Origin of the sequence: Yersinia aldovae 670-83 (assembly GCF_000834395.1) — a bacterium.
Taxonomy (GTDB): domain Bacteria; phylum Pseudomonadota; class Gammaproteobacteria; order Enterobacterales; family Enterobacteriaceae; genus Yersinia; species Yersinia aldovae.
The window spans coordinates 4200485-4223187 of the sequence record NZ_CP009781.1; the positions used below are offsets into that span (position 1 = coordinate 4200485).

The following is a 22703-nucleotide window of genomic DNA, read 5'->3' on the forward strand; positions in this document are numbered from 1 at the left end:
CCTAATGAGTTATTGAATATTGTGAGTCAGATAAGGTCAGACATTATCCGCCATCAGCTCTGGGTATGGCTGATGGCAGGCATAATAACATAACAGACAGAGGATAAATGCCAGACTAATTGAGAAATATCTCACTGATTCTGTTGAAAAGAGTGTAACGATAAATGTCAGTTATGTTTGGCGGGCAACCTATCCTGCCGGTAGTAATAAATATCATCGCTGGGAACAAATGTTAGGCGATGGGTAATACATTGCGGTGCATCTTCGGCATGGTGAGAGACGAATAACAGTTGGGTTTCTCCCTCGCTAATCATCACATCAATAAAACGCCGTACCAGCAGGCGGTTAATGGGATCCAGACCTTGTAGCGGTTCATCTAGAATCAACAGCGCTGGGTGCTTTACCAGTGCTCTGGCTATCAAAGCCAGCCGTTGCTGACCCCAGGATAAGCTGTGAAAAGGCTGATTGGCCGTGGTGGTAGAGAAGCCCAGTAAAGCCAGCCATTGGTCAGCCAATTGCTGTTGGCGATCAGATACTGCCTGATAAATACCAATCGAGTCGAAAAATCCGGATAAAATCACACTACGCACACTGGCACTGACGCGGTAGTCCAAATGCAGGCTGCTACTCACATAGCCAATATGGCGCTTGATATCCCAGATGGTTTCGCCACTACCACGGCGGCGGCCAAACAGTGTTAAATCGTTGCTATAGCCTTGTGGATGATCGCCGGTTATCAGGCTGAGCAGGGTGGATTTCCCCGCCCCATTCTGGCCGATGATTTGCCAGTGCTCACCGGGGTTTACCTGCCAGGTCAGGTTATGCAAGATAGGGCGGTCATTGTATTCGACTACACAGTTATGCAATTTAATCAGTGGTTTATCCTGTGGTGGGCGCACCTGTTGTTGTGGGTTTTCCGCGTCGGGTAGCGACAATCCAGCAAGATTTTCGCTGTGGGCCAGTTGTGCAATCAGCGCTTCGGACATGATTTGCTGACGTGGGCCGGTATGCGTTAGGTGGCAATCCGCCAGCACGCCAATGAATCGTACAAAATCGGGGATATCATCAAAACGATTAAGCACCAAAACCAGCGTTACCCCTTGGGCACAAAGGGCTGAGAGCATTTTTGCCAGTTGCGCGTGCGCCGCCACATCCAGGCCATCAAAAGGTTCATCCAGAATCAGCAGGTCCGGTTGTGACATTAACGCCTGGCACAGCAGTGTTTTGCGAGTTTCACCGGTAGAAAGGTACTTGAAGCGGCGTGAGAGCAGGTGGCTGATATTAAATTGCGTTGCCAGTTGCTGGCAACGTTGTGGAGCGTTGACCTCTTCTTGAATGATTTCAGCGGTGGTGCGGCCGGTATCGTCTTCATCGGCGCTGAGTAGGTCAGTATTATTGCGTTGCCACTCTTCGCTGACTAACTGTTGTAGCTGCTCGAATGACAAACGTACACCGTGGTGAAAGTTGCTCTGGCGCGAGCCGTTCAGCAGGATCAACTCACCTGATAATGCTCTGGCTAGCGCAGATTTCCCGCTGCCATTCGCGCCAACAAACGCCCAGCTATCGCCCGATTTAATGTTCAATTGTGGCAAGATGAGTGTCTGAGTGTCACTCAGGCGAAAACAACCTTGCGATATTTGCAACTCAGTCATCATTTTCCCCACATTTTGCAACACAGTATGGCGTTAGGAGTAAGCGGAAAAGTATCGAATGTCAACAGACACATTTAATATTCAGAGTTAATTACCAAGCTAAGTTATTCAGCAAAGTGTCGCGATAATGACTCTATCTGCATTAAATTGTGCGATAACATCACTGCCAGCGCGTAAGTTAAGGTTGTGTAATTCACGGTTGTTTTGTGTCGAGCATAAACTGACTCCCCCGGCTAACGTGACAATAACTTCACTGTGGTCATGGCCCGGTTCGATACTGGCGACCGTGCCTCGCAGAGAGTTATCCGCCGCCCCCACCAGTGCCTGATCTGTAACCAGTTTTACCCACGGCGCTTTAATTAGGGCTAACACCTCTTTGCCTGCTGACAGTTGCAGGCGGTCGGCACTTTGTTGAGTCAGTGCGGCAGATAAACGGGTTTTGCCATCGGAGAGCAGGATATTGACATGCTGCTGCACCTGTTGGTGATCGCGCTCAATGACGGTACCGAAAAACTGATTACGGGCGCTGGTTTGCAGCGAGAAACGCGAAATGGCTGCCAGCAGGCTATCTAACGGCAGTGAATCATCTTTCAGGACATCAAAGGCTTTTTGCTGAATCTTGGCGAGCAAATCATACAACTGAATTAAGCGTTCACCGTAGCGGGTCAGGTTGGCACCCCCGCCCCCTTTGCCACCGGTTGCCCTTTCTACCAGTGTATCCTCGGCCAACGTATTCATTTCATTAATTGCATCCCAGGCACTTTTATAGCTGATTCCGGCGAGTTTCGCCCCCTGGCTAATCGATCCGGTATGTTGAATTTGTTTCAATAGTGCAATACGGCGCGGATCGGCAAATAGGCGTTGCTGAAGTTTTAGGGTAAGAAGAATTTCGGCCTGCATATTTTCTACTCCGGCGGGAAAGGGTTACTGTTATCTAACCGCCTGTTTATACTTAAATCGCACGTTTGGCAGGTTACATTTTTTTCTCATTGGTTAAAATAACAGGGTTCATTCATTGCTGATATGATTTACAGTAAATGATAGGTGTTGGTTATTGTGATAACGTTGGGTTATCGCGAAATAAGCTGTAATGAGAGGCTGGCATGTTAGAACTATTGAAAAGTCTGGTCTTTGCCGTGGTCATGGTACCGGTGGTGATGGCAGTGATTTTGGGGCTGATCTATGGGTTGGGTGAGGTGTTTAACATCATCTCCAAGAGCGGCCACAATAAAGAACGCTCTTGATCTGATTTCTACATGCCCGGTGTATCAACGCTGGGCATTTTCGTTTTTACCCCTCAGCCTGCACTTTTCCACTTTTCCACTTTTCCACTTTTCCTCAACCTCTTGCCCTCACTCAAGTTATCTCACATCTTGCCGATAAATCACATGACCTGCCTGTGATGTTACGTTATATTCAAATTTATATAACGAGCATAACTAACGCGGAGAACAACATGAAGAATCAATACGGTAAAGTGAGCCAATGGGCAGCGAGCGCAGTACTGCTGGCCGCATTTTCTGGCCCTACCATTGCCGCTGACAACATTACGGTATTTGCGGCCGCCTCGCTAACCAATGCCTTACAGGAGATAGCGGCGCAATATAAAAAAGAGAAACAGGTCGATGTGGTGGCCTCTTACGCTTCCTCTTCTACCCTGGCTCGCCAGATTGAGCAGGGCGCTCCGGCGGATCTGTTTATCTCCGCTGACCAGCAATGGATGGATTATGCCATTGATAAACTGCAAATAGTGGCTAATACTCGCTATACCCTGTTAGGCAATGAGTTGGTATTGATTGCGCCGCAAGACAGCAAAATTGATAAAGTGGTTATTGATAAAAAAACCGATTGGAAGACGTTACTGGAGGGCGGTCGTCTGGCTGTTGGTGACCCTGATCATGTTCCGGCGGGGATTTATGCTAAAGAGTCATTGGAGAATTTAGGTGCCTGGGCAACTTTAGCGCCGGAAATGGCGCGGGCCAACAACGTACGCAGTGCCATGGCACTGGTAGAACGTGCGGAGGCACCACTGGGTATTGTCTATGGTTCAGATGCTATAGCCAGTAACAAAGTTAAAGTTGTCGGGATATTCCCGAAAGCGAGTCATAAGCCGGTTGAATATCCGATGGCGATTGTTAAAGGCCATGAAAATCAGACGGTTAGCGATTTTTATCATTATCTAAAAAGCCCGCAAGCCGCTGAGATTTTCAAAAATTATGGATTTACCCCACGCTAATGATATTAAGCGAGTATGAGTGGCAGGCCATTATTCTTAGCCTGAAGGTTTCCGGTGTCGCGGTGGCGTGCAGTTTGCCCTTGGGTATTTTAATGGCATGGATTCTGGTGCGTTGCCATTTCCCCGGTAAGTCATTGTTAGACAGCGTTATTCACTTGCCACTGGTGTTGCCGCCGGTGGTGATTGGTTATCTGTTGTTGATAAGTATGGGGCGGCGCGGTTTTATCGGTGAGTGGCTCTACGACTGGTTTGGCATCAATTTCAGTTTCAGTTGGCGTGGTGCAGCGCTGGCCTCGGCTGTGGTTGCTTTTCCGCTGATGGTCAGGGCTATCCGGCTGGCACTTGAAGCGGTGGATACTCGGCTGGAATTGGCGGCCCGCACCTTAGGCGCTCACCCTTGGCGGGTATTTCTCACTATTACGTTGCCGCTCTCGTTGCCGGGGGTGATTGCCGGTACGGTGCTCTCTTTCGCCCGTTCACTGGGTGAATTTGGTGCGACCATCACCTTCGTCTCCAATATCCCCGGAGAAACGCGCACTATTCCGCTGGCCATGTACACCCTGATTGAAACCCCCGGCGCTGAGGCCGCTGCTGCCCGTTTGTGTGTCATCGCGATTATCCTGTCGCTGGTGTCCTTACTGTTATCTGAATGGCTGGCCCGCTGGGGTAAAAAACGCATGGGGGTTCCATGCTAGAACTGGATTTCAGTCAACAGTTGGGTGATTTGGATTTACGGGTTACCGCCAATCTGCCCGCTGAAGGTATTACGGCCATTTTCGGGTTGTCGGGGGCGGGTAAAACCTCGCTTATCAATGTGATTGGCGGCTTGACTCGCCCACAGCAGGGCCGAGTGGTGCTTAATGGCCGGGTGCTGGTGGATGCGGAGCAACACATTTACCTGCCACCGGAAAAACGCCGCGTGGGTTACGTATTTCAGGATGCGCGTCTGTTTCCCCACTATCGCGTGCGGGGGAACTTACAATACGGTATGGCTACGTCGATGCGTGGGCAGTTCGACACTATTGTTGGTTTGCTGGGCATTGAGCCATTATTGGGGCGCTTCCCGCTGACGCTATCGGGGGGGGAGAAGCAGCGGGTAGCCATTGGTCGCGCGTTGCTAACCGCACCTGAGTTGTTGCTGATGGATGAGCCTCTGGCTTCACTGGATTTACCGCGTAAGCGCGAATTGTTGCCCTATTTGGAACGGTTAGGGCAAGATGTAAAAACGCCTATTTTATATGTCAGCCACAGTATGGATGAAATCCTGCGTCTGGCCGATCAGGTGGTGGTGATGGATGCCGGTAAAGTCCGTGCGGTCGGTGGGCTGGAGGAGGTGTGGGCCAGCAGCGCATTGCGCCCGTGGCTGCAACGAGAGGAGCCGAGTAGCATCTTGCGGGTCAATGTGATTGGTCATCATGATCGTTATGCCATGACCGCACTGGCTTTAGGCGATCAACGCTTGTGGGTGGGTAAACTGGGTGCTGATGAAGGCAATTCAATGCGTATTCGCATTAATGCCGCAGATGTGTCATTGGTGCTACAGCCGCCACAAAGCAGCAGTATTCGCAATATTCTGCCAGTGAAAATTGCCGAGTGTCTGGATGTTGACGGGCAGGTGGATGTTAAACTCGCGGTCGGTGATCAATGGCTGTGGGCGAGAATTACGCCGTGGGCAAGGGATGAACTGGGGCTGAAGCCCGGTCAGTGGGTTTATGCGCAGATAAAAAGCGTTTCGTTTAATCGGTAGAATTAAACGCTCAGCACTACCCGCCGGTGAATCAAGGGGCGGGCACTCCGACGGCTTATGCCGTTAGCCCGAACGGAGTGTTTCCCATTGATTCAGCTTTATAAGTTGCCTGAAGCGAGCCTAACAGGGGTACTCTTTAGACTTAGCTATCAAGCCAGTACATGCTGGCGGATAACGTGAGCAATGCCCGGCTGCTCGTTATCGGCAATCACCAAATCTGCGCGCTGCTTGATGGCATCGGCACTGTTGCCCATCGCCACCCCCAGACCTGCGGTTTCCAACATGCTCAAATCGTTAAAGTTATCACCAAAAGCGACCACCTCCTTCATGCTCAGCCCTTGAGATTCAACCCACTGTTGCAGGCGTTTACCCTTGCTGTTGCCCGCTTGCGCGACATCGACCTGATCATGCCATGACCATTCGCAGGCCAGCCCCATCTCGCCTTCGATGGTGGTGGCAAAGGCTTTTAACTGTTCGATATCGACATGGGAAGTGGCAAATTTCCAGATTGATGTCGCACTATAAGCGGCATCCATTAAGCTATCGACATGAAGTAGCGTCGGGCGTTGCTCTGGTGGTAATGACTCAGCCCAATTCAGCGAGCGAATGACGTGGTCACTGGTTTTCTGATACAGCATCGCGTCGTCGACATACATCAAGCCGTGAATATGTGTTTGCTCCAATAGCCGCAACACCTGAATCGCTTGTTCTGGTTCTAATGGATCAGAATCCAATACTTTTTTCGCCTGATAATCATAAAGATAAGTGCCGTTACAGCAAATCGCGGGCGTATCAAGTTGTAATGCCTGATAGAACGGGTGAATGGCAACATGGTGGCGGCCAGTCACAACAATCACTTTAACGCCCTCAGCACGAGCTTGAGCCAGTGCCGATAAGGATTCAGGCAGAATACGTTTTTTATGATCCAGCAGTGTTCCGTCCAGATCCAATGCAATTACGCGATATGTCATGGCAGTTTTAGTCTCGTAAATGGCGAATGAAATTATATGTTTGAATATTATTTTCGATGGTACACCGGATGGCGGGTTGATTAAACCTGACAGGGTAATCGCCAGCATGAACGGCTAAAAATAAGCAGGATAAGATGTAAACCGCGCGACGACAGACGGTTGTTATGTCCGCGTAGTCAGGTAAGCTAGGCTAAAATAGTGTGTTAAACGCGATATTTGGTTTAGGTTGAAGTGGCTAAATCAGGCCCATTCGACCAAACAGCATTGTCTAACAGGCGCGACTAAGGAGTAAAGATGAAGCAAGTGGTTTACGTGGCAAGCCCAGACAGTCAGCAGATTCATGTCTGGCAATTAGATTCAGCCGGTGAATTAACTTTATTGCAAACCGTGGATGCGCCCGGCCAGGTGCAACCGATGACAATCAGCCCGAACCAGCGTCATTTGTATGTCGGGGTGCGTCCTGATTTTGGTATCGTCAGTTATAATATTGCAGGTGACGGCACCTTGACGGCTGCGGGAATGGCACCACTTCCCGGCAGCCCGACCCATATTGGCACTGATTTGCAAGGCCGCTTCCTGTTCTGTGCCTCTTACAGTTTCAATTGCGTGAGCATCAGCCCAATTAATGAACAGGGTGTGGTGCAGGCGCCTATTCAGCAATTAGATAATTTGCCCGCGCCGCATTCGGCAAATATTGACCCGACCAATCAAATCTTACTGGTGCCTTGCCTGAAAGAAGATAAAGTGCGGTTATTTGATTTAAGTATTGATGGCAAGCTGACGCCTCATGCGCAGGCCGATATCGCGGTGGCCGCCGGTGCAGGGCCACGTCATATGGCTTTCCATCCGAATCATCAAATCGCTTATTGCGTCAATGAACTCAATAGCTCGGTAGATGTGTATCAGATAAGCGATAACGGCCAAGAATATAAGCTAATCCAGACGTTGGATGCGATGCCAACTGATTTCAGCGGTACGCGCTGGGCGGCAGACATTCATATCACGCCAAATGGTCGCCATTTGTATAGCAGTGACCGCACCGCCAGCCTGCTGAGTATTTTCAGTGTCTCCGACGATGGGCGCACCATTTCACCAGCAGGGCATCATTTGACCGAAGCACAACCGCGTGGCTTTAATATTGACCACAGCGGTAACTTCCTGATTGCGTCCGGGCAAAAATCAGATCATATCGAAGTGTGCCGTATTGATAACAACAGCGGTGAGCTAACCACCCTGAAGCGCTATGCGGTAGGGAAAGGGCCAATGTGGGTCAGTATTGGTGAGCCAAGAACTTAATAAATAATGTTATCAGGCGGGGAAACGTGCCGAATGGGTCGTAACGGCACCCACCGGCGCTGTCGCCCCGCCCGTCCCCAGAGTATATTGTCCACTACTGCTTTAGTGGATACTCATCGCCACCGCATCCGTTAACCGCGCCAGTGAGTGCGGCGAGATAATATAAGGCGGCATCAGGTAAATCAGTTTACCGAACGGGCGGATCCAAACGCCATGCTCAACAAAGCTCCGTTGTAGGCGGGCAACATTCACCGGCTCTTTCATTTCAACGACTCCGATAGCCCCCAAGACCCGTACATCAGCCACCGTTTGGCTTTCTACCAGCGGCAGTAACGCCTGCTTTAATTGTTTTTCTATCGCGCTAACCTGCTGTTGCCATTGATTTTGCGCTAATAGCGTTAGACTGGCTGAGGCCACGGCACAAGCCAGCGGGTTTGCCATAAAAGTCGGCCCATGCATAAAGCACCCAGCATCACCGTTACTGATGGTTTCAGCGACGTTTCGGGTCGTGAGGGTGGCGGATAGCGTGAGATAACCGCCGGTCAACGCCTTACCCAAACATAAGATATCCGGCACAATCTGCGCATGTTCACAGGCAAAAAGTTTACCCGTCCGGCCAAACCCGGTGGCTATCTCATCGGCAATCAGCAAGATCTGATGCTGGTCGCACAAAGCTCTCACCTCCCGCAGATATGCCGGGTGATAAATACGCATCCCGCCTGCGCCCTGAACTATTGGCTCAAGGATAACGGCGGCAATCTCGCCAGAATATTGTGCAATCTTGTTGGCAAAATCAGTAATATCTTCCGGGTTCCACGGCTGGTCGAAGCGGCACTGTGGTGCATCAGCAAACAGATTTTCAGCCAAATAACCCTGATACAAACTGTGCATTGAATTTTGTGGATCACAAACCGACATCGCGCCGAAAGTGTCACCGTGATAGCCATGACGCAGCGTTAGAATACGTTGCCGCCGCTCTCCCTTGGCCTGCCAATACTGCAATGCCATTTTCAGTGCCACTTCCACCGCCACCGAGCCGGAATCCGCTAAAAACACACACTCCAGCGCCGGTGGGGTGATGGCAATAAGCTGCTTACACAACGCCACTGCCGGGGGGTGGGTGATTCCGCCAAACATCACATGCGACATTTTATCGAGCTGCTGATGTGCCGCCTGATTCAGTACCGGATGATTGTAACCATGTATTGCGGCCCACCATGACGACATGCCATCGATTAGCCGCCGGCCATCAGCCAGTTGCAACTCAACGCCATCGGCTGCCACCACCGGATAGCAGGGAAGGGGGTCAGTCATCGAGGTGTAAGGGTGCCAGATATGGCGTTGATCAAAAGCAAGGTCAGAAGGTGTCATAGAGGTTTGTTGTAAACTAATTGGCGTCTTGAATGGTTGACAGCATATCGGATTTATTTACACTGACCAAACTTTTTTCTCTTCTGAGAGAGGCCGTAATGGCAAATTATACTCACTGGACCGTCGGGCAAGCCCAAGCCCTGTTTGAAAAACCGCTGTTGGAATTACTGTTTGAAGCACAATGTGTTCACCGTCAGCATTTTGATCCGCGTCAGGTGCAAGTCAGCACTTTATTGTCGATAAAAACCGGTGCCTGCCCAGAAGATTGCAAATATTGCCCGCAAAGTTCGCGCTATAAAACTGGCCTGGAAAGTGAGCGCCTGATGCAGGTTGAACAGGTATTGGAATCCGCCAAAAAAGCGAAAGCCGCCGGTTCAACCCGTTTTTGCATGGGGGCGGCGTGGAAAAACCCGCATGAACGTGACATGCCCTATCTGGAGCAGATGGTGGAAGGCGTCAAGGCGATGGGGATGGAAACCTGTATGACGCTTGGCACACTGGATAAACAGCAGGCGCATCGGCTGGCGGAGGCAGGGCTGGATTATTACAACCACAATCTCGATACCTCGCCGGAATTCTACGGCAGCATCATCACCACCCGCAGTTATCAGGAGCGGCTGGATACCTTAAGCGAGGTTCGTGACGCCGGTATTAAAGTCTGTTCCGGTGGTATCGTCGGGTTAGGGGAGACGGTACGCGACCGTGCCGGATTGCTGGTGCAACTGGCAAATTTACCCAAGCCGCCGGAAAGCGTGCCAATCAATATGCTGGTAAAAGTCAAAGGCACGCCGCTGGAAAATAACGAAGATGTTGATGCGTTTGAGTTTATCCGCACTATCGCGGTGGCGCGTATTATGATGCCCGCTTCCTATGTGCGGTTATCCGCCGGTCGCGAGCAAATGAACGAGCAGACGCAGGCCATGTGCTTTATGGCGGGGGCCAATTCAATTTTCTACGGCTGCAAATTGCTCACCACGCCAAATCCGGATGAAGACAAAGACCTGCAACTGTTCCGCAAGCTGGGTTTGAACCCACAACAAACAACCACTGAACAAGGCTCTCGTGAGCAACAGCAAGCATTAACCGAGCAGTTGCTGTATGGCGATACCACTCAGTTTTACAACGCGGCACGCTGATGAGTTGGCAGCGCAAGATAGAACTGGGGCTGCAACAACGCCATGATGCAGCCGCTTACCGCGTCCGTCAGGTGAATAACGGTGCTAACGGGCGCTGGTTGCAATCTGGCAGCCGCCAATATCTCAACTTTTCCAGTAACGACTATTTGGGATTAAGTCAGGATGCGGCAGTCATCGCCGCCTGGCAGCAGGGCGCACAGCGCTATGGCGTTGGCAGTGGGGGGTCTGGCCATGTTACCGGTTATAGCCAACCCCATGCGCATTTGGAGCAGCAATTAGCCGACTGGCTGGGCTATCCACGCGCCTTGCTGTTTATTTCCGGCTATGCTGCTAATCAGGCGCTGCTGGCGGCGTTAACCGCTGCCGATGACCGAATATTAGCCGATAAACTCAGCCATGCCTCGCTGTTGGAGGCGGCAGCGCACTCGCCGGCTCAACTGCGGCGTTTTACCCACAATCAGCCTGATTCGCTGCAAAAACTGCTGGATAAACCCTGTTCAGGCCAGACATTGGTGGTAACTGAGGGTGTTTTCAGTATGGATGGTGACAGCGCGCCGCTGGCGGCTTTGCAGCAAAAAGCGGCAGCAGCGGGGGGCTGGTTGCTGGTGGATGACGCGCACGGTATTGGCGTTTGTGGCGACGGTGGGCGTGGCAGTTGTTGGCAACAAGGGGTGAAACCCGAACTGCTGGTGGTGACGTTTGGCAAGGCATTCGGGCTTAGTGGCGCGGCCGTATTGTGTCAGGAGCCGGTGGCAGAGTATCTGCTGCAATATGCCCGTCATCTGATTTACAGCACCGCGATGCCGCCAGCACAGGCTTGTGCCTTGCAAGCCGCGTTATTACGTATTCAGCAAGGTGATGATTTACGTTTGCAACTCCAGCAGCGTATCGGCCAATTCCGTGCCGGTGCAGTTGGTTTGCCACTGCAATTAGGGGCATCAGAAACTGCTATCCAGCCGCTGTTGGTGGGGGATAACCAACAAACGCTGACCCTGGCAGCACAACTGCGTGCCGCAGGTTTATGGGTAAGCGCCATTCGGCCGCCAACCGTCCCCCCTGGGGGGGCAAGATTACGTATTACGTTGAGTGCCGCGCACCAAGCGGAAGATATCGACAGATTGCTGGAGGTGTTGCATGACGTGTGTCATTGACCCCCCGTTTCCCACAGAAACAATTGATAAACCGGCCATTGCCGCCGCTTTTAGCCGTGCGGCACAGAGCTACGATTCAGCCGCTAAGTTGCAGCGTGCAACCGGTGAGGCGCTGCTGGAACGGGGTTTACGGCATACAGGGGAAACCGTACTGGATGCTGGCTGTGGAACGGGTTTTTTCAGCCGCCGCTGGCGCGAATTGGGGAAGCGGGTTGTGGCGTTGGATCTGGCGGCAGGTATGTTGGAGTATGCCCGCCAGCAGCACGCTGCTGATGACTACTTACTGGGTGATATTGAGCATATTCCCTTGCCAGATCAATCGGTTGATATCTGTTTCAGTAACCTGGCAGTGCAGTGGTGCTCGGATCTGGCGGCGGCACTGATGGAGCTTTATCGGGTTACTCGGCCCGGTGGCCTGATTCTATTTTCAACGCTAGCCGATGGCTCCCTTGATGAATTGGGGCAAGCGTGGCAACAGGTTGATGGTAAGCGCCATATCAATGATTTTCTTTCGTTTGGGCAAATCAGTACGGCGTGTCAGGGGTATCGCCACCAACTGACACCGCAGTTACATCAACAACAGTTTCCAGATGTGATAGCCCTGATGCGCTCACTGCAAGGTATCGGTGCGACACATTTACATCATGGGCGCGAGGCTGGTCTCAGTGGGCGTCAACGGCTGGCGGCGCTGCAACAAGCTTATGTCGTACAGTCAGGGGGTTATCCGCTGAGCTATCAACTGGTTTATGGGGTTATTTATCGTGACTAAACGTTGGTTTATCACCGGTACTGACACTGATGTCGGTAAAACAGTCGTCAGTTGTGCATTGCTGCAAGCGGCGGCCAATCAGGGCTACCGCACCGCCGGATACAAACCGGTGGCTTCAGGCAGCCAGATGACAACAGACGGTTTGCGCAATAGTGACGCGCTGGCGCTACAGGCTAATAGCAGCGAGCCATTGCGCTATAGCCAGGTCAATCCACTGACCTTTGCGGAAGCCACCTCTCCCCATATTGCCAGTGAAAGTGAAGGGCGCGAGATTCAGCTAACTGAATTATCACAGGGTCTACGGCAGTTAGCGCAATCAGCCGATTGGGTTCTGATTGAAGGTGCGGGCGGCTGGTTTACCCCGCTGTCGGCACAGGTCACTTTTGCTGATTGGGTCGAGCTGGAACAATTGCCCGTAATTATGGTTGTTGGGGTCAAGTTAGGTTGCATTAATCACGCCTTGCTCACCGCACAAGCTATCCGCCAAGCCGGGCTAACGCTGGCGGGATGGGTTGCCAATGAGGTGATTCCGACCGGTGCGCGGCAAGCGGAGTATCTGGCGACATTGACGCGAATGATACCTGCACCACGATTGGGGGTTATCCCGCATCTTACGGATATTGGCGAGCACCCGCTGGCTGAGCGCCATGATCTCGGCGGGTATCTGGACCTGAAGCCACTGGCCGTTAGCGAAGGGGGTTGATAGTCGTTATGCATTGCTGGAAACGGGGCTAAACGCTATTTTAGCCCCGAGGGTGCCTTACGGGGTCAACTGGCCAGGTGCTCAATAATCAAATCCTCATCCAATTGGTCCAAGGTTCCTTGGGCCACATTTCGGCCACCGGCCATCAGGCAAAAGCGATCAGCAACATGTTGGATAAAGGCCAAACGGTGCTCAACCAATAAAACCGTTAAGCCAAGGTTGCGGCTAAGTTGATGCAGAATTTGGCCTATATCCTCACTCAGTGGCGGCAGAGTATCGCCCCCCGGTTCGTCCAAAATCAGTAGTTCTGGCTCTGCGACCAGCGCTCTGGCTATAGCCAACTGCTGCTGTTGATAGCGGGTAAGATCTCCTCCGCGTTGGCTGAGTTTATCGTGCAACAGCGGGAAGAGATCAAAAACCCAGCCCGGAATGTGACGTGATTTATGGCGTCCAGCCAGTACAGCTACCAGCAAGTTTTCCTCAACACTCAGTTGGGAGAAGATCTGCTGCCCTTGCGGCACATACCCAATCCCAAGTGCTGTGCGCCCCTCAACAGGGTGTTGCAGCAGGTTCTGCGGTGGTTGGTGATTTGGCTGCCAGGTCATGGTGCCACTTTTGACCGGCAGATGCCCCATAATGCAATTAATCAGTGTTGTCTTCCCCACGCCATTGCGCCCGACCAGACAGGTGCATTGGCCGCGAGGTAACTCCAAACTGATATCCCATAGTATATGGTTTTGACCATAGTATTGATTTACAGCAGTTAAAGTCAGCATCGGTGCTTCTCCTTAGTCGATCTCAGTAGCTCACAGGTGCCCCAGTGTTCTGTAACGGCTAGTGAAGAAGTAACCAGCAAATCTGTATACCCGATGGTGGCAGTACAGCATAAAACACCACACTTATAACGCGTGGTTGTTAGTGTAAATAGCAGGGTAATGAGTTGATAACGGCATTAAATGGCGTCAAGTGGCTATTTTTACCCTTAATCCTCCCACTTATTGCTTAATAGCCCGCTCGTTAGTGCGCTGCACTGTATTCGCCCATACCCCCTTATATTGCGATGATTCACAGAGTTAAATGCAACTCTTAGGCCAGCTTAGCGAATACGATAATAAAGTCTGCATGTTAACGGTTTGTAAAGGGTTTTGGTTTTCTCTCCGTGTAAATGCGCGAAGGCCCGCAAGATAAAGACTGCCGAGCGGTCATGATGTTGCACTTAAGCGGTGCCTCAATGCGAGAAAATGGTGCAATAAGAGACACTTTGGTTAAAAGGTATCGGTTCTGTGAATGAGCTAGTGAAATTTATGGAATTAGCAAGTGGTTCAGTTAGTACTAATTGAAATATATGCCGAAACAAAAATGTATAAAAAACACTAAAAAAGCACGTTTGTCCCTATTTCATCGCTAGGCTGCGATTTTCTCCAACTCCCAGCCTCTATGGGGTTGAATGAGTTATCCACCATTCCTGTGGATAACCTTGTGCATTAGCCATAGAAAACTGGTGAGAGGCTAGAGCGGGCGCGGCTTTGGTACTTGTTGTCCGGATTCTCTACTTTTTATTAAATATGCTTTATTTCAATTAGTTAACTAAAATCAAGCAAGCAAAATATTGCGCTGGAAATGCTGCGTAATGTTTAAGCAAATTGCTGCTCATCGTTTGATGTTGTTAACTGCTGGGGATAAAAAGGCTTTTACAGTGCAATCAGGGACCTGGCGTCACAGTAACGAGGCAAATATTCACAAAGGAAGAAAATAGTGGCATTTTGGTGCTTGAAGCTGGTTTTATATCCAGTATCATAGAGGTGGCAAAAATCGATGGGGCTTCCATAATTAGCCTCCTGACAGTCTGTGTTTCTCCAACGGGTAGCGAATTCATGAGTAAAATATTCAAACTACATTCTGAGTTTAAACCCGCCGGCGACCAGCCTGAGGCTATCCGTAAATTAGAGGAGGGGCTGGAGAATGGGCTGGCACACCAGACGCTGTTGGGAGTAACGGGGTCAGGCAAAACCTTTACCATCGCCAATGTTATTGCTGATCTCAACCGGCCAACAATGGTGCTGGCCCCGAACAAGACCCTCGCCGCCCAGTTGTATGGCGAGATGAAAGAGTTCTTTCCCGAGAACGCAGTAGAGTATTTTGTCTCTTACTACGATTATTATCAGCCAGAAGCCTATGTTCCAAGCTCTGACACCTTTATCGAAAAAGATTCATCGGTAAACGAACATATTGAGCAAATGCGGTTGTCGGCCACTAAAGCCTTATTAGAACGGCGGGATGTCATTGTTGTTGCATCGGTTTCGGCTATTTATGGTTTGGGCGACCCGGATCTCTACCTGAAAATGATGTTGCATCTGACCCGTGGCATGATAATCGACCAACGCTCAATTCTACGTCGCTTATCTGAATTGCAGTACAGCCGCAATGATCAGGTCTTTCAGCGCGGTACCTTCCGCGTGCGCGGCGAAGTGATAGATATTTTCCCTGCGGAATCCGATGAATGGGCGCTGCGGGTTGAACTGTTTGATGAAGAAGTCGAAAAGCTCTCTGTCTTTGATCCCTTGACTGGCCAGTTGCAGCATGAAGTGCCGCGTTTCACAGTTTATCCGAAAACGCACTACGTGACCCCGCGCGAACGTATCTTGCAGGCAATGGAGGAGATCAAGGTTGAATTGGCTGAACGGCGTCAAGTGCTGCTGGCTAACAATAAATTGCTGGAAGAACAGCGAATTGCCCAACGTACCCAATTTGATCTGGAAATGATGAATGAGCTGGGATACTGCTCAGGTATTGAAAACTACTCCCGCTATCTGTCTGGCCGTGGGCCGGGTGAAGCGCCACCGACCTTGTTTGATTATCTACCGGCAGACGGTCTGCTGGTTGTCGATGAATCCCACGTCACCATTCCGCAAATTGGGGGGATGTATAAAGGTGACCGGTCACGTAAAGAAACACTGGTGGAATATGGCTTCCGGTTGCCATCGGCGCTGGATAACCGCCCAATGCGTTTTGAAGAGTTTGAGGCACTGGCACCGCAAACTATCTATGTTTCCGCCACACCGGGTAAATATGAACTGGAGAAATCCGGTGATGAGGTTATTGATCAGGTAGTGCGGCCAACCGGTCTGCTTGATCCATTGATTGAGGTTCGCCCGGTAGCGACCCAAGTGGATGACCTGCTGTCAGAAATTCGTATCCGCGCTGCGATTAACGAGCGGGTGCTGGTGACCACGTTGACTAAACGTATGGCTGAAGACCTCACCGAGTATCTTGGGGAGCATGGTGCACGGGTACGTTACCTGCATTCGGATATTGATACCGTAGAACGGGTCGAGATTATCCGTGATTTGCGTTTGGGCGAATTCGACGTGCTGGTGGGGATCAACTTACTGCGAGAAGGCTTGGACATGCCGGAGGTTTCTCTGGTCGCTATTCTTGATGCCGATAAAGAAGGTTTTCTGCGCTCAGAGCGCTCCCTCATCCAAACCATTGGTCGCGCGGCACGTAACCTCAACGGCAAGGCCATTTTATATGGTGATAGAATTACCGCCTCAATGGAGAAAGCCATTGGTGAAACAGAGCGGCGTCGGGTTAAACAGCAGATTCACAACCAGGAGCACGGGATAACTCCGCAGGGGCTTAACAAGAAAATTGGCGATATCCTGCAACTGGGCAAACCGTCGACCCGTGGTAAAGGGAAAGGGCGGGGTGGCAAAGTGGCAGATACCCACGACTACCAATCCCTGCCGCCGAAAGCGCTGGATCAGAAAATCCGTGAATTGGAAGCGAAAATGTATACCTATGCGCAAAACCTGGAGTTTGAGCAGGCCGCCGATTTGCGCGATCAGGTGCATCAACTGCGCCAGCAATTTATCGCAATATCTTAATATCTTGCGGCACACCACGATTCCCCGTAAGGTGTGCCGCTAAAATTAGGGTTACCAGACAATTATATCCCATAGATTTCGAGATACCGGAAGGCGGCAAGAGCATTCCGGTGAGCTGGGTAGAGGGCAGCCAGTACACCTGCATCTTGAAGGATAGCGAGTATATCAACGATAAAAAAGGCAAATGATGAGCGACCATTTATCAAAAGATCCGTTACATGGTATCACCTTGGAAGCATTGCTGACTAAGTTGGTCGAACACTATGGTTGGGATGGCTTGGCCGACCGCATTCAGATTAACTGTTTCATTAGTGATCCCAGTATCAAATCAAGCCTGAAATTCTTACGCCGCACTCCGTGGGCCAGACAAAAAGTGGAAGCACTTTATATCAAGCTGACGGATAAAAAAGATTGGCTGGAAGGTTCATCCTGATTGCTCTGTATTAATAAGCCTGCAAGTGCAGGCTTATTAATGATAGCCAAAATAGAAAAATAGTTTTTTATTTATATTCTACATAAAAGCCATGCACTTTTTTACCCTCTATCTCTCTTAATGATTCTTTTCCATTGATTGTTTTATAATGACATTTAAGTATATAGTGTGTATTTAATTTAAATAATGAAATAAAAGTTTTACGCAAATGTAATTTATTGACATGACTTATAGTTATGATTATTTTCAATGGAGTGAGATAGTGAATTCTCAATAATAATTAATGTTGTTTTTTTCTTTATTTTTTCTTTGTTTTTTTAATGTGAGTTTATATTAAAGTTTTTTGATATGGACTTTTTATATGAAAGGGATTATCTCAGTAAATATACTGCTATTATTGACGATATTATTCACCTTCCCCTCCCAGGCAGATGAAAATGGTGTAAAAAACGATAATTACATGGAAGTTATCGGGAGTGATCATGGCGATGCAATCATTAAACAAAAAGGTAAATTGGCGTTAATTCCTGGTGGGAGTAATCTGATTTTTCCTGACGAAGAAGGCCGATTAGCAACATTAGATGATGCACTGAAGCATCAATCTGGTTTGCTGGTATCGAACTTTTTTGGTGGTGCTGACCAGCCGCGTCTAAATATTCGTGGTTCAGGCGTGCAAAGTGCACCACTCTCCAGAGGTATCACCTTATTGCAGGATGGTTTGCCATTGAATGATGCTGACGGTGGCTTTCATATCAGTTTGCTGGAACCCCGTGAAAGTAAAATAATCAGCGTCCGTCGTGGAGCCAATGCCACTAGCTCGATAACTAACGCTCTGGGTGGGGAACTGGATTTTATTTCTTATACCGGTCGGGACGAGTCGGGGCGATTACGCTACGAGTACGGTAGTTTCGGGCGACAAGGTTGGCATGGCGCGATTGGGGGAGAGCTAACCGAGCGATGGGATGGGCGTCTAAGTGTCAGCGGTGATAATTTCCGTGGCTATCGTGATCACTCGTCTTCACAGCGAAATGCAATTAGAACAAATGTAGGTTTTGAGCAAGGTCGTTTTACCAACCGTACCTGGTTGAGCTGGACCGACCTCCGTTTTGATGTGGCGGGGTCACTTTCTCAATCCGAAGCCAAAAATAATCCCACCTCTATCTATCCCTTGGTATGGGCCAGAGATCCTCGGCGCAATGTAGAACAAGCTCGGGCTGCCAATTATTCAATATGGCAAGGCCAAGGTTGGCAGCAGGAACTCGGTTTATGGGCGCAACATACTCACGACAATTTTATCACGCCAGCCGTGTACGTACTGAGTAGCGGAAATACTTACGGTATCTTATGGAATTCAGATTTATCGAGCGGTGAACTGAGCTATCGTACTCGTTTGTCAGTTGAACGCTCTGATATGGCACGTGACCTGCGGCAAAATCGTCGTGAGACGACTCAGGATGGCAAATTGATAGGTAGTTACACAATGCTAGCTGAAAATCAAAATGTTGTCCTAGGGTTAGGTTGGCAAGCGAACGAAGACTGGTATTTGAACGTAGATATCAAAGGGACGCATTCGGTACGTAATGCCTATCCCCGTGATGGACGTCAAGAATCAAGGCAAAGTTGGTTTTTCATGACGCCAAAATGGGGGGTTATTTGGTTCCCTCAGCCACAATTTCGTGGGTTTGCCAATCTCAGTTGGAGTCATGAACCTCCGAGTTTCCGAGAAATTCTTTCTAATAATGGCAAAATTAACCGGTTAGCGCCTCAAAAGGCAGTAACAATGGAAGTTGGCGGTGAGGGGCAACTGGCATCTAAAATCAACTGGGATTTAACGCTGTATCGTAGCATTGTAAGAAATGAATTAATTTCACTCTATGATCAAGAGGGTAATTCCACTGGCACATTCAATTATCGCCATAAAACATTACATCAGGGTATTGAGGCTGGGCTTAAAGGCGATATTCCGCTAAGGGATTCGGATATAGAATATCGTTTGGCCTGGATGTACAATGATTTTCGTTTTTTGGGAGGAGAATACCAGGGTAAAAGAATGGGCGGCATTCCACCCCAACAATTTTCCGCAGAACTGTTATACAAATGGCAATACTGGCGTGTAGGCCCCAATCTCCATTGGTTACCAGCGCGTACCCCGGTTGATCATGCTAATCGTTATGATGTCCAATTCCGTGATAAATTTGCTGTTTGGGGATTTAAAATTGATTATCGGCATCCTGATGGCTGGTCAACATATTTAAGTCTTGATAATTTAACGAATAAACGGTACGCGACTGCATCAATTGCTGGGCGGGAAGTGACATCAGAAAAAAATAATACATTATTCCCGGGGGTGGGGCGATCAGTTAATGGTGGGTTTACCTATCATTTTTAAAATTACTGACGAGGGGATATTTCCGCTCATGTAGGCTAAGTTGCAAGTATTAATATAATTGGTAATGTCACTATGGTTAATAATATATATTCTATTATAATTCTCATCTGTCTATTTATATTTTCATTTCTACCGAGGGCATTAGCGAGTAGTGATATTAAATTAACTGATATGAATCAACGAAGCGTGCATTTGAACGGCCCGGTAAAGCGGGCTATTGTTATTCCGATCCCCGCATCTTCATTACTTATTAGTCTTGATAAAGGCTCAGATCGCCTTGCAGGTATACATCCTTTTGCCAAAGTCGCTGCCGAGCAAGGTATGCTGTCAAAAATGTTTCCGGCAGTAGCATCGTTACCCAGTGATACTGTCGGTCACGGTTTTATGCCAAATATTGAAACATTACTGAGTATTCAGCCTGATTTAGTGTGGCAATGGGGGCATTTAGGTAATGACATTATCGACCCTATCGTGCAGGCAGGCTTGAGTGTGGCCATTATTTCATATCCTTATCAAGATGATACGAAAATACAGCAATGGATTTCGCTGATAGGTAAATCTATTGGACATGAATTACGTGCTGAGAAGATTATCCGCTGGCGGCAGAAGGTATTACGGAATGTTGAGTTGCAGGCTGCGCTAAGACCCGATAAGCATAAACCCCGCGTGCTCTATCTTTCACGGTTTTTATCAGAAATTCAAACTATTAGTCGAACCTCTCATACCAATCAGGATATTCGACGTGCCGGAGGCGTTAGCATCACTGAGGATTTTAATGGGCCGCGAACGATTAATCAGGAGCAAATTATTGTTTGGAATCCAGATGTTATTTTAATTGGTAATTTTGAGACCGGTGTAATACCCCGCGATATATATACCAGCCCGGCATTAGCTGAGGTTACGGCCGTTAAGAATAAAAGAGTGTATAAAATTCCTAATGGAGGATTTATTTGGGATGCGCCAAGCCAGGAAACACCGCTCTATTGGCAATGGCTTACTGATATTTTTTATCCTAATAACATCATTTCCTCATTAAAATCAGAAATCGTTGAACGCTATGCCTTCCTTTATGACTACCGTTTGAGCCAACGCGAGCTGAATAAAATATTGCAATTTGACGCTAATAAATTGTCAGTCTATTACACCGAATTATTCAAGGACGAGTCATGAGATATTTCCGTTTATGTCGACAGAATATGACGGTATTTTGGCTGATGACATCTACTTTCTTGATTGCGGTGGTACTGGTTGCACTTTGTTCTGGGCGCTATCCTCTGAGTATCAACACGGTCATCGCTATTTTGTTGTCATCAATATTTCCAATTGAGGATCTTAATTTATTTTCTCAATGGACAATGACTGAACAGCGTGTTGTCATTTCTATCCGTTTGCCCCGGATTTTAATTGCTGCTTTGACGGGGGCGGGTTTGTCCGTTGCTGGCGCAGCACTACAGGGGATTTTTCGTAATCCATTGGTGGGGCCACAAATTATTGGTGTTTCTTCCGGTGCTGCTCTGGGCGGCGCAATCGCTATTGTCCTATTTTCCTCTTTGATATTAACCACCACGCTGGCATTTATTGGTGGGCTACTGGCTATGGTATTAGTGTATTTCCTTGGGTGTTATGGCGGCAGTTCTCGGGTTTTGATGCTGATATTAGCCGGTGTCGTGATCAGTGCTTTTTTTTCCGCATTAATTTCTTTATTGACCTATTTTGCCGATCCTAATAGCACGTTACCCTCGATCGTTTTCTGGTTAATGGGAAGTTTTGCAACGATTAATTATCACAAACTATTTTTAGTTACTTTTCCTATTTTGCTGGGAATCTTATTGCTGTTTTTATTACGTTTTCGCATCAATGTATTATCGCTAGGTGATGAGAGCGCAACAGCTCTGGGGATTTCAGTTGAAAAAACTCGTTGGTTAGTGTTGATTGCAACAACATTAATTACAGCTGCCACTGTAGCGGTGGCGGGCACTATTGGTTGGGTTGGATTAGTGGTTCCCCACATCGCACGGATGGCTGTGGGGCCGGATCACGGTAGGTTGCTTCCAGCTGCAGCAGTGTTTGGTGCCATCTATATGATTAGTGTCGATACCTTAGCTCGCAGTGCAACCAGTGCTGAAATTCCTTTAGGTGTCCTTACCGCATTGGTTGGCGCACCGGTGTTCATCTGGTTACTACGAAAAAACCAGAATAAGGAGGTAAATCGTGATTAATATTAGTGAGTTAAGTCTATCTCGAGGGGGTAAAATATTATTTGATAATCTATCATTCCATCTCAGTAAGGGGCAGATTGCAGCGGTTATGGGGACTAATGGGCGCGGAAAAACAACATTATTACGTTTGATTCTGGGGCTTATTTCGCCAACTCGGGGGAGTACATACTTGTCAGCCGCAGCAGCCTATGTTCCGCAACAGGAGAGTACAACGTTCGCTTATACTGTGCGAACGATGGTTATGTTAGGGCGAGTACGCCATATGCGTTGGTATGATTCACCGACGGCAACTGATCACCGTATAACTGAAAATTGTTTAGAATATATGGGGTTACTACCACTGGCCGAGAAGCCTTTCGATCAGCTAAGTGGGGGGGAGCGTCAGTTGGTGTGTATTGCTCGCGCACTTGCCAGCGAACCACAAATTCTAATTTTGGATGAGCCAGCCGCTGCGTTAGATTTATCAAATCAAGACCGCGTGCTAAGTACATTAAGAGAGTTATCAGTACAAGACGGTATAACGGTACTCTTTACGACTCACTCACCACAACACGCTCAACATATTGCAGATAATACCCTGCTGCTTTACCCGGAGGGCGAGTATCTCTATGGCCCCAGCGCTGAAGTATTGACCGATGAGCCATTGACGCGCTTATATACATTGCCAATACATACCAGCAGGGTGAATTATCAGCACCGCGTGTTGGATGCTATTATTCCGATATTCAGTGATAGCTAGCAAG

20 protein-coding genes are annotated in these 22703 nt (G+C 48.9%); 15 read left to right on the plus strand and 5 right to left on the minus strand.

What is annotated here, in order from left to right:
• Positions 1-167: 167 nt before the first annotated feature.
• Positions 168-1652 carry a molybdate ABC transporter ATP-binding protein ModF gene (modF, locus tag AT01_RS18905; RefSeq protein ID WP_042548234.1) on the minus strand — a complete coding sequence of 495 codons (1485 nt, stop codon included), beginning with the start codon at positions 1650-1652 and terminating at the stop codon, positions 168-170.
• Between the two features lie 108 nt (positions 1653-1760).
• Positions 1761-2552: a molybdenum-dependent transcriptional regulator gene (gene modE, locus AT01_RS18910; RefSeq protein ID WP_042548235.1), complete on the minus strand. Its 792-nt coding sequence runs from the start codon at positions 2550-2552 to the stop codon at positions 1761-1763.
• Positions 2553-2755: 203 nt separating this feature from the next.
• Between modE and AT01_RS18915 the strand changes: the two genes are divergently transcribed.
• The 4 genes from AT01_RS18915 to modC all read left to right on the plus strand — a co-directional run bounded on the left by AT01_RS18915 (position 2756) and on the right by modC (position 5635).
• Positions 2756-2896, plus strand: coding sequence for an AcrZ family multidrug efflux pump-associated protein (locus tag AT01_RS18915; protein ID WP_004704117.1), 141 nt, complete (start codon positions 2756-2758; stop codon positions 2894-2896).
• A 212-nt stretch (positions 2897-3108) separates the two neighbouring features.
• Positions 3109-3888 carry a molybdate ABC transporter substrate-binding protein gene (gene modA, locus AT01_RS18920; protein ID WP_042548236.1) on the plus strand — a complete coding sequence of 260 codons (780 nt, stop codon included), beginning with the start codon at positions 3109-3111 and terminating at the stop codon, positions 3886-3888.
• On the plus strand, positions 3888-4583 hold the full coding sequence (modB, locus tag AT01_RS18925; RefSeq protein WP_042548237.1) for a molybdate ABC transporter permease subunit: 696 nt from the start codon (positions 3888-3890) through the stop codon (positions 4581-4583). The genes modA and modB overlap by 1 nt, the downstream gene beginning before the upstream one ends.
• Positions 4577-5635, plus strand: coding sequence for a molybdenum ABC transporter ATP-binding protein ModC (gene modC / locus AT01_RS18930; protein WP_042548238.1), 1059 nt, complete (start codon positions 4577-4579; stop codon positions 5633-5635). Before modB ends, modC begins: the two co-directional genes overlap by 7 nt.
• A 149-nt stretch (positions 5636-5784) precedes the next feature.
• On the opposite strand, the gene AT01_RS18935 is transcribed toward modC, so the two are convergent.
• Positions 5785-6606 (minus strand): pyridoxal phosphatase, encoded by an 822-nt coding sequence (locus AT01_RS18935; protein WP_042548721.1) that lies wholly within the window; start codon positions 6604-6606, stop codon positions 5785-5787.
• Between the two features lie 294 nt (positions 6607-6900).
• Here AT01_RS18935 and pgl point away from each other — a divergent pair, with 294 nt between their 5' ends.
• Positions 6901-7902, plus strand: a complete 1002-nt coding sequence (gene pgl / locus AT01_RS18940) for a 6-phosphogluconolactonase (protein WP_042548239.1) — start codon at positions 6901-6903, stop codon at positions 7900-7902.
• Between the two features lie 102 nt (positions 7903-8004).
• Here pgl and bioA read toward each other — a convergent pair whose 3' ends face one another.
• Positions 8005-9273 carry an adenosylmethionine--8-amino-7-oxononanoate transaminase gene (bioA, locus tag AT01_RS18945; protein ID WP_042548240.1) on the minus strand — a complete coding sequence of 423 codons (1269 nt, stop codon included), beginning with the start codon at positions 9271-9273 and terminating at the stop codon, positions 8005-8007.
• A gap of 98 nt (positions 9274-9371) precedes the next feature.
• On the opposite strand from bioA, the gene bioB reads away from it, so the two are divergent.
• Genes bioB through bioD form a run of 4 tightly spaced genes read left to right on the plus strand, consistent with a single transcriptional unit; the run spans position 9372 to position 13032 of the window.
• Positions 9372-10409: a biotin synthase BioB gene (gene bioB / locus AT01_RS18950; protein WP_042548241.1), complete on the plus strand. Its 1038-nt coding sequence runs from the start codon at positions 9372-9374 to the stop codon at positions 10407-10409.
• Entirely contained in the window at positions 10409-11560 is a 1152-nt protein-coding gene (bioF, locus tag AT01_RS18955; protein WP_042548242.1) for an 8-amino-7-oxononanoate synthase, read from the plus strand. Before bioB ends, bioF begins: the two co-directional genes overlap by 1 nt.
• The gene (gene bioC / locus AT01_RS18960; protein WP_042548243.1) at positions 11544-12329 is read left to right on the plus strand and encodes a malonyl-ACP O-methyltransferase BioC; all 786 of its coding nucleotides are present in this window, start codon (positions 11544-11546) and stop codon (positions 12327-12329) included. Before bioF ends, bioC begins: the two co-directional genes overlap by 17 nt.
• On the plus strand, positions 12322-13032 hold the full coding sequence (gene bioD, locus AT01_RS18965; protein WP_042548244.1) for a dethiobiotin synthase: 711 nt from the start codon (positions 12322-12324) through the stop codon (positions 13030-13032). The genes bioC and bioD overlap by 8 nt, the downstream gene beginning before the upstream one ends.
• Positions 13033-13097: 65 nt before the next feature.
• On the opposite strand, the gene AT01_RS18970 is transcribed toward bioD, so the two are convergent.
• Positions 13098-13808 carry an ABC transporter ATP-binding protein gene (locus AT01_RS18970; protein WP_042548245.1) on the minus strand — a complete coding sequence of 237 codons (711 nt, stop codon included), beginning with the start codon at positions 13806-13808 and terminating at the stop codon, positions 13098-13100.
• A 1098-nt stretch (positions 13809-14906) separates the two neighbouring features.
• Here AT01_RS18970 and uvrB point away from each other — a divergent pair.
• From uvrB to AT01_RS19000, 6 genes are all read left to right on the plus strand, one after another.
• Positions 14907-16919, plus strand: coding sequence for an excinuclease ABC subunit UvrB (uvrB, locus tag AT01_RS18975; protein ID WP_042548246.1), 2013 nt, complete (start codon positions 14907-14909; stop codon positions 16917-16919).
• Positions 16920-17106: 187 nt separating this feature from the next.
• The gene (locus tag AT01_RS18980; RefSeq protein ID WP_042548247.1) at positions 17107-17352 is read left to right on the plus strand and encodes a VF530 family protein; all 246 of its coding nucleotides are present in this window, start codon (positions 17107-17109) and stop codon (positions 17350-17352) included.
• A 361-nt stretch (positions 17353-17713) separates the two neighbouring features.
• Complete coding sequence (locus AT01_RS18985; RefSeq protein ID WP_042548248.1) at positions 17714-19741, plus strand: TonB-dependent receptor family protein; 2028 nt, start codon at positions 17714-17716, stop codon at positions 19739-19741.
• Between the two features lie 72 nt (positions 19742-19813).
• Positions 19814-20911 carry an ABC transporter substrate-binding protein gene (locus AT01_RS18990; RefSeq protein WP_042548249.1) on the plus strand — a complete coding sequence of 366 codons (1098 nt, stop codon included), beginning with the start codon at positions 19814-19816 and terminating at the stop codon, positions 20909-20911.
• A complete protein-coding gene (locus tag AT01_RS18995) occupies positions 20908-21960 on the plus strand; it encodes a FecCD family ABC transporter permease (protein ID WP_391592608.1) in 1053 nt (350 codons plus the stop codon). The genes AT01_RS18990 and AT01_RS18995 overlap by 4 nt, the downstream gene beginning before the upstream one ends.
• A complete protein-coding gene (locus tag AT01_RS19000; RefSeq protein ID WP_042548250.1) occupies positions 21953-22699 on the plus strand; it encodes an ABC transporter ATP-binding protein in 747 nt (248 codons plus the stop codon). Before AT01_RS18995 ends, AT01_RS19000 begins: the two co-directional genes overlap by 8 nt.
• Positions 22700-22703: the final 4 nt, after the last annotated feature.